Annotated in this window: 5 protein-coding genes; 1 reads left to right on the top strand and 4 read right to left on the bottom strand. The window is 35.8% G+C overall.

All coding sequences use genetic code 11. The features are described from left to right. Positions 1 to 411: 411 nt before the first annotated feature. Positions 412 to 930 carry a hypothetical protein gene (locus tag IHO13_RS02285; protein WP_225538091.1) on the bottom strand — a complete coding sequence of 173 codons (519 nt, stop codon included), beginning with the start codon at positions 928 to 930 and terminating at the stop codon, positions 412 to 414. A gap of 611 nt (positions 931 to 1,541) precedes the next feature. Here IHO13_RS02285 and alaS point away from each other — a divergent pair. Beyond that, on the top strand, positions 1,542 to 4,136 hold the full coding sequence (gene alaS / locus IHO13_RS02280; protein WP_225538090.1) for an alanine--tRNA ligase: 2,595 nt from the start codon (positions 1,542 to 1,544) through the stop codon (positions 4,134 to 4,136). 4 nt (positions 4,137 to 4,140) lie between these two features. On the opposite strand, the gene IHO13_RS02275 is transcribed toward alaS, so the two are convergent. Genes IHO13_RS02275 through miaB form a run of 3 tightly spaced genes read right to left on the bottom strand, consistent with a single transcriptional unit; the run spans position 4,141 to position 11,506 of the window. After that, positions 4,141 to 6,822, bottom strand: coding sequence for a hypothetical protein (locus tag IHO13_RS02275; protein WP_225538089.1), 2,682 nt, complete (start codon positions 6,820 to 6,822; stop codon positions 4,141 to 4,143). A gap of 58 nt (positions 6,823 to 6,880) precedes the next feature. Further along, a complete protein-coding gene (gene ileS / locus IHO13_RS02270; protein WP_225538092.1) occupies positions 6,881 to 10,123 on the bottom strand; it encodes an isoleucine--tRNA ligase in 3,243 nt (1,080 codons plus the stop codon). 48 nt (positions 10,124 to 10,171) lie between these two features. Continuing rightward, the gene (miaB, locus tag IHO13_RS02265; RefSeq protein ID WP_225538088.1) at positions 10,172 to 11,506 is read right to left on the bottom strand and encodes a tRNA (N6-isopentenyl adenosine(37)-C2)-methylthiotransferase MiaB; all 1,335 of its coding nucleotides are present in this window, start codon (positions 11,504 to 11,506) and stop codon (positions 10,172 to 10,174) included. Positions 11,507 to 12,015: the final 509 nt, after the last annotated feature.

Raw genomic sequence — 12,015 nt, 5'->3', positions numbered from 1 at the left:
TTCTTTGATTATTCCTGACTGTTATCAGAAGGGCTATAAATAACAAGAAAAGGAGCTATTTGGATAACACTCTAACAATCTTTGCTTTTTTCTGCTTAGTTTAGGTTATACAAGAGATCTAATCTAAAAGCCTTTAGGAGCAAATTACTCATTTTATTGTTTAAACCATTTACCACTACTTGATGCGCATACTTTCACGAGTGCTCTTTAAGTAATTCCATATCGTAATCTAAGCCACCATCCTTCCTCTATCCCTCCCCTAATAAAATTTGTAAATAGAGTCTAGTATGGCGGCTTTTACATACTGATTAAGTATCATCAAATCGAAAAGACCGATATGTTCCTGGCTTAGTGTTTACTTCATCAAGCAGAGAATTATGCTCTTCAGAAAATGGAGCTTCTACTTCATTTCTACACTAGATTTTTCAAAATCGTAACTATCTCCTCTCTTCTTTTTACGTAAAAACCAGCATCTCCGATAGTAACAGCAGCTACTAATAATACTAGTACTATAATATAAGCATTCAATGTTGATAATCCTGCTGCTATTGTGCCGATAATTCCTGATTCATTTGGCAATTGAGGTAATGTCGCATTTGTACTACTCAACTCAGAAAATGCTGGTAAGTTTCTTGATGTGACTTTACTAGAGAAAAAAGCAATATCTTTTCTTGTCATATTCCTAGCATATTCTATATTTTCAGTTGTAATTTCATGACTAGCATTTAACCTTTTTCTTTCTTCCATTACGTGTTTGATCTCTTCAGTTGTTTCATCTGGTGCAAGATCAAGTTTTTGTTGTTTTAAAGGAGCTGGTTCTACAGCGAAATATTCACTACCTTCTTGCGTTTTATAGTCAACCTCTTCATTAGTAGACTCTTCCAATTGGCTGGAATTAAATAATTCTTTTGTTGCACTATCAGTAGCCAAAGTAGCTTGCGTCTCATACTCAACTCCTTCAGTAGTAGATTCTTCCTGTGAACTAGTTGTTGTAACCTTTTGACTTAAAAGTCCTTTTAGATCTTTTAGATATCTTTCGTCGAATTTTCTGAAATCATACTCTGTTTTACTTTTTATTTTCCACTCCTCAGATCTGAAATAATATCGTTAATCATCAATCTATAATGCCCTTCAGGGTGGGAACCTTTTTTGTCATCCTAGCAATAAAGTATAACCTGTATGATTGTCAGATATACTAAAAGTATCAATTGTTAAACCCTCTCCTTTCAATGAAAAGTGTATTTTCTTCCTTTTTCTATGTTTTTCAAGCTAGAAGAAATAGTAACTATTGCCCTTTCCTCGAATGGTGTCATTTTCTCTATTTATGAGACATTTTGTGTTTTTTTTATCATATATCTATTCCTAAATTTTTTAATATTCACTATACTAGCAAATCGAAAGTTTCAGTCTATGTCTTTTTATTAAATTTTTATGTAAATATTGCTTTTATTATATTAAATGATATATATTAATATTCAGAGTGATGAATTGATTTTGCTCTCATTACAACTTATTATGCATAGATAATCTCAATAAAAACGATGAAGCTAAATGAAATTAGAGAAAGATTTATAAAGTTTTTTGTAAGTAACAACCACAAGCAGGTTTCTTCTTTTCCCTTAATCCCAGAGCATGATCCAACACTCATGTTTACGAATGCTGGTATGGTGCAGTTTAAAAACATCTTCACCGGTTTACAAAAAACTGAAATGAAACGTGCCATCTCGAGTCAAAAGTGTCTAAGAGCCGGCGGTAAACACAACGATCTTGAAAACGTTGGCTATACAACTCGGCATCACACATTTTTTGAAATGCTTGGGAATTTTAGCTTTGGTGATTACTTCAAAGAAACTGCAATAGAACTTGCGTGGAAATTCATTACTGAAGAATTGTCTCTTGACAAAAACAGATTATCCATAACTGTCTACCACACTGATGATGAGTCATACGAGATTTGGCGCAAGGTAAGTGGTTTTTCGGATGATAAAATCATTAGAATTGCAACAGATGAAAACTTTTGGAGCATGGGTAATACTGGTCCATGTGGCCCATGTTCTGAAATCTTTTATGACCATGCAAAACCTAATTTACAAAATGACGATAGAGTTGTTGAAATTTGGAATCTGGTATTCATGGAATTTAATAAAAATGAAGAAGGTGATTTACAAAAGTTACCAAAAAAATGCATCGATACTGGAATGGGCCTTGAGAGAATAGCTGCCGTAATGCAAAACGTTCATGATAACTATGATATTGATCTATTTTCTGCTCTGATAAATAAGTCGCAAGAGCTCTGTGGAAATAAAGAAAATAAAGTAGCTCATAAGATCATTGCGGACCATCTTCGTGCAGCCACATTTCTAATTGCAGAGGGGGTACTTCCTGGAAACGAAGGCAGAAATTACGTACTACGCAGATTAATCAGGAGAGCTGCACGTTATATTCATCAGCTTGGATATAATGACTCTCTACTCCATCGCATTTTTCCAGTGCTGATAGATAGCTTGAGCTCAGCTTATATGGGAGATGTTTATCCTGAACTGATTAGAGCCAAAAGTTCAATAGAAACAACGTTAAAATCGGAGGAAGAGAACTTTAAAGATAATTTGATGAAAGGCATTAATCTTTTTGAAAAATTTACTGCAGATTTTAAACCAGGCGATACTCTGCCAGGAGAATCGGCGTTCAAGCTATATGACACTTATGGATTTCCTCTAGATATCACACTTGATATTTTAAAAGAGAGGAAAATAAAATTCGACCAAAAAGGTTTTGATGATGCGATGAAAGAGCAAAAAGAGAAGGCACGTACTAAGTGGGCTGGATCTGGTGAAAAGTTTGTTGAGCAAATATGGTTCGACTTAATCGATAAATTTGGCAAAACAGAGTTTGTTGATTATGAGTTTAGTGAGGTAAAGGGTGCAAAAGTGATAGCCATAATTTCCCCTAAAAACGAAGTTATTGATTCTGCAAAAGAAGGAGAAAAGGTAACCATTATACTTAATAAAACACCTTTTTATGGAGAATCAGGTGGACAGGTGGGGGACACTGGAGTTATCATCCCAGTTGAGCCAGAGCCACACGTCAGAATGACACCAAACCTAAGTGTAATCACAGTAGAGAATACCAATAAGATTAATAACCTATGTTTGCACAGGTGCGTGGTTAAATCCGGCTCAGTTTGTAAAGGTGACACAGTTACAGCAAGCATTGACAAGAAAAGAAGGCAGGATCTAAAAAGAAATCATTCAGCTACACATCTTCTCCACTTTGCGTTGAGAAAAATCTTGGGTGATCATGTTACTCAAAAGGGGTCCTTGGTTGCACCGGATAGACTGAGATTTGACTTCAGCCATAACACTCAAGTTACTCAGGACCAACTGTTTGCAATAGAAGACATGGTAAACTCTCTAATCAGAAAAAATTTTTCTACATCTACAAAAATTCAGAGCATAAATCAGGCAATAGACGAAGGAGCTATGGCATTGTTTGGCGAAAAGTATGGCGACCAAGTAAGAGTGGTGAGCATTGGAGGTTCAAAAGAGTTATGTGGCGGCACGCACGTGGAGCGCGCTGGAGAAATTGGCTTGTTTAAGATAGTAACAGAATGTTCTATTGCATCTGGAGTAAGAAGAATCGAAGCTTTGACCGGTCAAGAAGCAATTAATTATGTACGTGATAATGAAATTGGCTTAAAAAAAATTGCAGAATCTGTAAAAGCACCAATAAGTGAAATAACAAACCGACTAGGCATTTTAAGCCAAGAGCGCAAGGAATCCGAAGCTAAAATAAAAAACCTTTATAAAAAGCTCGTAAGCGCGGAGAACATAGAAAGCACTGAAATAAGTGGAATGAATTTTGTAGGCCACACTTTCACTGACATTCCAGCAAGTATAATAAGGGAATTTGTTCTGCAGCAACAAAAACCAAAAACTGTAATAGCTTTCACAGCAACTGAAAAAAACAAAACAGTGCTGATTGTCAAAGTAAGCAAAGACTTAACTGATAAAATCAGCGCAAAAGAGCTGGTATCTACCGTAACTGGAAGAGGTTGCGGTGGAAATGCTGAACTTACTCAAATGGGCTGTAATAGTAGTGATATTATTACAGTCATTTATAATTACTTAGCAAGATAGTGTATTACGCCCCTGCTGCCTGGGCAGAGTTTACCAACAAGCTATGCTTTTGTGCTGTAAGCCCATCCAATTTAGTTTCCACTATTCCTTCTATTTCTTGACTAATGTTTTTATCTTTGCTAATCAATGTAAATTCAATATCCTTAAAAAATCTATCCCACATTCCAAGCAAATGATTTTTTATCTGGGGCCATATATCCCTTTTAAATGTTTCACCGTTATCAGAAAATACGCCACCTATCAAGCTCCCCACTTCCTCATAACTTGACTCAAAATATTGAAGAAACGTTTTTACTTCTTTATAAGTATCATGAGCCACATCTAACGCTTTTCCTTCTGTACTTTTATCCTTTTTGGTAGCCTCCAAGCCTACTCTAATATAACCTTTCGCAACTTTGCAAAAGTTCCAGAATCGTAAAAGTCCACTTTCATTATCCTTTGGTACATGATTTATTATCTTTTCCACCAAATTATCTATCAGAGAAGACAATAAAGCCTGACAAAAGTGTTTGATATTATCTTTCGTTTTAATCACAGGATATTTGATGTATTTCTCTGCTAAGCAATATTCAAGTTCTGCTTTTTCTAATAACTTCTTGGTTTTTGCTTCATTAAAAGTTTCTTGCTTGAATGCTTCCAGTAAATCATCTTCTATGATTGCAAATTTTATTTTTTCACGAGACTCCAGTTCTTCTTTGTAATCATTTTTTGTTTCTTCATTTACTAATGATTCTTCTTTGTCTGATTCTAAGTTCTCTAATGCTTTCAGAATTTCTTGGTTATTTTTTAAGTGCTGCTCTATTAACTTTGTATTTGGATGCTCTTTTCCTTTGCTATTTCGCTCATTTTCTAAGTACTTGTTTAAATCCTCGTTTTCTTTCATTATTGCCTTTAATGATCTAGATTGTCCAGGACTTTTTAAGTATTCTTCAATCTTCTTGCGATGCAAGTTAGTTTTTGCCACTAAATCCGGCGCACCTTTCTCTAATAGATTACATGAGTGCTCTATACCCTCCGTTTGTCCTTTAAATAAACTTTGAATTCTACATTTTGTTATTTCTAAATACATTTTTGCTATAAAGTTATTTATTTTACCTGGAGCTTCTCTTTCTAAATTCTCAAACTGTTTCATCAAGCTTTGCTTCTCCTTATCCGCTATACCTGATTGACTTAATATAATCTTAGTTCTTCTCATTACCGATTTTATTAGCCTTTGCTCAACCTCTTGATCATTACCTTTAAATCCAAAAAGATCCTCTAATTTCCTTTTCAGAGCACCATCTTTTAAGTTACCGTTCCTTCTGTTTTCATATATTCCTTTTAACTCTTTATGTACATCATTATATCTTTTTGACACTGCCTCTTTTAAATGTTCAATTTCCGTTTCCGCATTACCAAGAGCTTTCTCTGTTGCTTGAGGATACATATCCTTATAAACATCAATTCTTGCTCCTTTAGCTATTTTCTCTTCTATGAGTCGTTTCCATTCCGCTTTGAATGTGGGAAGCGACTTATCATCTAAGGTATCCGGTACTTCTGCTCCTGCTTTTTTCAAACCTTTTATTATAATCTCTCTTTCAGACGGCAATTCCTTACCTTTGCTTTTTAATTCTTGTTCTACTAGTATTTCTTTCAGTTGTTCCTCTAATGAAAATTTTCTTCTTTCCCATGCAAATTTGATTGCCTGTATAAAGGCAACTCTGTAAGCATCTTGTATTAAGTGACTTGTCAACTTAGGATCTACACTATTCACCGCTTTCAGTCTGAACTCGTTCAATAATTCCTTCAGTTTATCGTATGTAATATCTTTTTTGTCTAGCTTCGACAGTTCTTCCATAGCTTCTATGAATCCTTGAATCAAAGTTGCAAGCATACCCCTGATCTCATTACGTAAAGGCCTAAGACCATTTTTTAAGTAGATATTAGCTGATAGTTTCAGTATGGTATTATGCTCTGCATCTTGTGTAACAAATAGCTTATCACTTTTATCTTCACACAAATCTCTAAGTAACTGTCCAAATTGTGGTGGAAACTTAATTCCTATATCCCACCTAATGTCTGACTCACCAGCATCCATCTCGTGAAAGGATACCTCAACATTCTGGTGCTCATTCTTATACAACCCACTACCTATCTTAACAGTAGCAATCAAAGAATGAGATAACCTCTTATTCAAAAGATAAAAAGTAGCCAAAGCTAGTGTTGCAGGAATAATTAAGGTGACAAGCACAACTATATTAACAAAAATCGCTATTGCAGCAAGAACGCTATATGCTAATCTTTTTGCTGTACTTTCACTCACTTCACTTTTTTTTGTTTCATTTCTCTCCGGACTGGCTTGCATTTTATCGTCTGCTTTAGACCTGTTATATACTACTAATCCCAATGAAATAGAAGCAATATAAGGGAGCATTAAAACTGATAGAGCTAAATTCAACACCCGTTTTTCTGGGAGTATTCCCTTTATCTCTTCAAATATTCCTCTTAGTATATTATACCAGGAAGTGAAAAAGTCAGAATCATAACCTTTATAACGAAATATACTTAGTGGAATGTCAAAATGCTTATCCTTTTCCTCTACATTAGAAATGGATTTTTGTTTTTCTAATGTAGCAACAGGTTCTTTTTTACCTAAATCACTATTGTCTGAACTAATAACTCCACCAGGATCTACAACAGCATTCATACTATAACCTTACCCTAATTGCCTCAAGTATAGCATAAATAATAACAATTTGCAACTACTAGCAATCTAACTTAATACCAACAATTAAATCTTGGTATTCCTTGGAATAGAAGCTGATTTCAATTTCTATATTAATTTCTAAAGATAAGGCAAGAGTCTGTTCTTTTATATATTCACTCCACGTATTCACCGCTTCTTGAATTTTCTCATCCTCTGTTTTGATTACTACTTTGATTCTATCGGATATATGAAAATCAGCTTGTTTTCTAGTTTCCTGAATGAGCCTCACAACATCTCTTGCAAGCCCTTCTAGAATTAATTCATCGTTCAGTTCAGTGTTTAGGATAACAACTCCTTTGTTGTTATCAAACACAGAGGAATATTTACTGTTTGCTTTTAATAATAGTTCATACTCACCTTTCTCTATAATATAGTTCTCTGATTCATCTCCTAGAAATATTCGCTCATTTCTAACTTGCCTCCATTTTCCCTCCTTGACATATTGAGCTAGTTTCTTGATTTTGTCTGGAGCCTTCTTTCCAAGTAGTGGGAAATTTAGTTTTAACTCTAGCGATGCAATACCTTCAAGTCTGTTTACTAATTCCAAGCTTTTTACATTCACCTCATCCTTTATCATCTCCTGGTACTCATTTGAATCTTCAGCATGTTGGGTCCCAGTGTCAAGCACTGGAATGACAGGAGAGAACTCCAGGATGACAGAAAGCGGTTCACCTTCAAGAAAACTACAGGAAGACTTGTGATAAATGGTCATACTGCCAAGCGGTTGTCTGATACGTATATTAAAGGTGTTTCTGATAGAGAGTGCAGAGTTGCATATCTCCCTCACTAAATCCATCTTGGCAATGAGCTCGTTATCAAACTTTTCTAATTGTGGAAAATTGGCCAAATGAACAGATGTTTCTTTGTATTTAAGCCCCTGCCATATAGCCTCCGTTATAAGCGGCAATAAAGGAGCTGCAGCCCGAAGTATGTAATAAAAAACCGTATATAGAACATTATAAGCGTCAGTTTTATTCTGATCTAAATCACTTTTCCAAAAACGCTCACGACTGCGACGAATATACCAATTATTTAATACTTCAAAAAAATCTATCAGAATTTTGCAAGCCTCTTGGGAATTGTAGTTGTTCATAGAAGCTTGGATACCTTCTACAGCTTCAAAACATTTGGAGATCATGTAGCGATCAATAGTGCTTTGATAATCCTTACAAACTTCAGCTTTAATTCCGTCTACATTTGCATACATGGTAAAAAAGTGATAACTGTTCCAAATAGGTTTTATTACGTTTCTCAGAACATCTCGGATTGAATTTCCTTCTTTATCAAGTAGCAAATTACCACCACAAACAATAGATCCAGAAAGCATAAGAAAACGTAGTGCATCAGAACCGTATTTATCAAACACCTCCATTGGGTCCGCATAATTATTCAAACGCTTGGACAATTTCTGCCCCTTTATATCGAGAACAACACCGTGGCATATGCAGTTCTTAAACGGTTCACTATCGAATAAAGCAGTGGACAATACAAAAAGCGTATAGAACCATCCCCTAGTTTGCGCTATATACTCAGTAATAAAATCTGCAGGAAAATTATTCTCAAACCACTCCTTATTTTCAAATGGATAATGAACTTGTGCAAATGGCATTGAGCCAGATTCAAACCAACAGTCAAATACATCAGGCACACTACGCATAACTGATTTTCCTGTCGGGTCATTAGGATTTGGTCTTGTTAAAGTGTCAATAAATGGTCTGTGCAAATCATCCACTTTAACATTAAAATCTCTCTCTAGTTCAGCTATTGAACCATACACATCTACCCTTGGATATCTTTCATCATCTGATTTCCATACGGGAATCGGTGTACCCCAGAATCGATTACGTGAAATTGACCAGTCGTGTGCTCCTTCAAGCCATTTTCCAAATTGGCCATCTCTTATGTGACTCGGTATCCAATTAACTTTTTTGTTCAGCTTCGCCATCCTCTCCTTAAACTTTGTTACAGCAACATACCAAGAAGGCATAGTACGATAGATTAAAGGAGTATCAGTTCTCCAGCAGTGTGGATAATTGTGAATATATTGCTCGGTTTTGAACCAATTTCCTTGTTTTTTTAACTTTCTTATTATCGTATCATTAGTATCAAAGACATGAATTCCTGCTAAATCCAAAACTTCAGCAGTAAATTTGCCTCCGTTATCAATTGGACAAATGGCTAGAATATCATGGCTTTGGCACAGGTAAAAATCTTCTTCACCAAATCCAGGAGCAGTGTGCACAACTCCAGTACCATCTTCTGCTGTGACATAATCTGCTATGAAAACGCGAAATGCATTTTTCGTATCTTTAAAGTAATCAAACAGCGGCTTATAAGAAAGACCTACAAGATCATCTGCTTTGAGTTTTATGTTGCAGTTTTCATACGGAATATTGTTTTGTTCGAGGTGGATGATAAACTTCTCCAAGTAGCTTTCAGCGAAGATGTAGATTTCACCATTTACTAGCGCTGCACAATACTCAATATCTTTCCCTATTGCCAGCGCTAGGTTGCTCGGCAACGTCCAAGGAGTTGTAGTCCAAGCGAGTAACTTACATTTTTGTTTAAACTGCTTTGGATTTTCTAAAAGCTCAAATGCAACAGTTACAGCTTTGCTAGCCTTTTCTCTATATGCATTATCAAGCCTTGTTTCAAAATTGGACAATGAAGTTTCACATGCCCAGCTATAGGGAACAACATGTACCGATTCATACACTAAACCCTTGTTATGAAGCTGCTTAAATGCCCACATTACCGATTCCATAAATGACTTATCCATGGTTTTATAGTCATTATGAAAATCTACCCACCTTGCCTGCCTATTTACATACTTTTCCCATTCTGATGAAAGTTTCATCACAGAAGTACGACAGTGGTTATTGAACTTTTCAATACCGAATTTTTCTATCTCAGCTCTGCCAGATATTCCAAGTTCCTTTTCTGCACTCATTTCAGCCGGCAACCCGTGACAATCCCAACCGAATCTACGCTCAATTCTTTTTTGCAGCATAGTTTGATATCTTGCAAACGCGTCTTTGATGAAACCAGTGAGTAAATGCCCATAATGTGGCAGTCCATTTGCAAATGGAGGTCCATCGTAAAAGACAAAACAATTATCCTTGGAACGTTCTTTAACTGACCGCTCAAAAATTTTGCTTTCCTGCCAAAATTTTATGATTTCCTTTTCCAACGACGAAAAATCAGGACTACTCGTTGTATCAGGATAATGCTTTGACTTCATATTCATTTTAACTGGATAAATTTAGAGAATATATGACTTTTTGGAAAATCACAAATTCAAAAGCATTCCTGTCCCTAGCAAACTATTCTGCCGAGCTTCCAATATCTTCACACTTACTATCTTGTCTCTGTATTTATCTGCAGGATCATCAATGCAAACTGATTGCATATATGGGCTTTTACCAATAATTTGGTTTTGATGTTTGCCTTTTCTATTGCCAAATAAAACAGGAATAGTTTTACCTACCACACTCTGATTAAATTCGAGTTGTTGTTCACTAATGAGCTTCTGTAAACGAAGAAGGCGTTCTGTTTTAACTTCTTCTGGTACCTGATCCTTCCTTTCCGCTCCTGGCGTCCCAGGTCTTGGGCTATATTTAAAACTATAAGCCTGAGCATACTTTACTTTTTCTACTAATTTCATAGTTTCCTCAAAGTCTTTTTCGGTTTCTCCAGGAAAACCAACGATAAAATCAGAAGAAAATTCGATTTCAGGTTTCAATTTACGCAATCTATCTATTATTTCCAAATACTCCTCTGCAGTATATTTTCTGTTCATCACGCGTAATATTTTATTTGAACCTGACTGCACAGGCAGGTGAATAAATGGCATGAGTTTTGGCTCTTCTACATGTACCAAGTAGAGAGATTCATGCATATCTCGTGGATGAGAGGTTGTATAGAGAATCCTCTCTAGCTTTTCAATTTTAGCAATATGACCAATTAATTTTCCTAAATCCCATATCTCTCCTTCGCATTCCCCGTGGTAAGCATTGACGTTCTGGCCGAGCAAATTGATTTCCTTTGCTCCATTCGCGACTAATTTCAGCGCTTCACGGAATATTTCATTCACTGGCCGGGAATATTCAGCTCCACGAGTGTAGGGCACTACACAAAATGTACAAAACTTATCACAGCCCTCTTGTATGGAAAGAAATGCAGAAGGCCCTTGGCTATTGCTGTAACACTCATCTGGTAATTTATCAAACTTTGCAACCTCTGGGAAATCAGTATTTATTAGATGGCCTTTACTTCTGCTTGCTTTGACTATTAACTCCGGTAGAGTAGCAATGCTCTGCGGACCAACAATGATGTCCACAAATGGGGCTCTTCTGAACACTTCCTCACCTTCTGCTTGTGCTACACACCCGGCTACCACTATAGTAATTTCCTTATTTTTTCGTGATGAGTGAATCTTCCCAAGCTCTGAATAGAGCTTTTCTGCTGCTTTCTCTCTAATGTGGCAAGTATTCAATATCACCAAATCAGCCTTTTCTGCGTCACTAACAACGCTAAACCCCAGAGGCTTAATTATATTTTCCATTAAAACGGAGTCATAAACATTCATCTGACAGCCGTAAGTCTTGATATATAGGCCTTTCATACTTTTTTAATAAAATTATATGAAAAACTGGATTCCAGTACAACTATTATACAATCCTAGGTGTCATTTAGGTAGTTGATGAAAAAAAACTATTTGACAACCTTCACCAACCCCATTATCAAGATTGGATATATTCAGTTATCTTCATCTGTGCAGATTAAACGACAAGAGTATTACGGTTGTCTCTTATGTTTTATTTTTTACACTATCTACACCTTATGTCTTTATTAATTTTACCTAGACTTCTAGAGATTTTTCCCTATGCAAGCTGAAACGCACTTATAAGTCATTTAAGACAGTATAGTACGCCAATTTTTAGGATTAGGGAGTGAGTAACTTCTACCACGGGATTCTTTTGCCTTTTTCTCTGCTTAGCAAGTCTCTTAGCGCTTAAACTAAGGGTCTGTTAAGTTTAAAAGTCGCTAAATTGCAGCGTTTAAGACTTAAAAAAATGCCAATACTGAAAACTGAAAATAGATACTAACCAGGAGTTTCTTTTGCTTTTTTTT

The organism is Wolbachia endosymbiont of Mansonella perstans, from assembly GCF_020278605.1.
GTDB lineage: Bacteria > Pseudomonadota > Alphaproteobacteria > Rickettsiales > Anaplasmataceae > Wolbachia.
This window is presented reverse-complemented; position numbering and strand designations above follow the sequence as displayed.

Excerpts from the sequence above, each read along its gene's own strand:
- IHO13_RS02275 (WP_225538089.1), bottom strand. The coding sequence starts at position 6,822 with ATGAATGCTGTTGTAGATCCTGGTGGAGTTATTAGTTCAGACAATAGT.
- ileS (WP_225538092.1), bottom strand. The coding sequence starts at position 10,123 with ATGAAGTCAAAGCATTATCCTGATACAACGAGTAGTCCTGATTTTTCG.
- miaB (WP_225538088.1), bottom strand. The coding sequence starts at position 11,506 with ATGAAAGGCCTATATATCAAGACTTACGGCTGTCAGATGAATGTTTAT.
- alaS (WP_225538090.1), top strand. The coding sequence starts at position 1,542 with ATGAAGCTAAATGAAATTAGAGAAAGATTTATAAAGTTTTTTGTAAGT.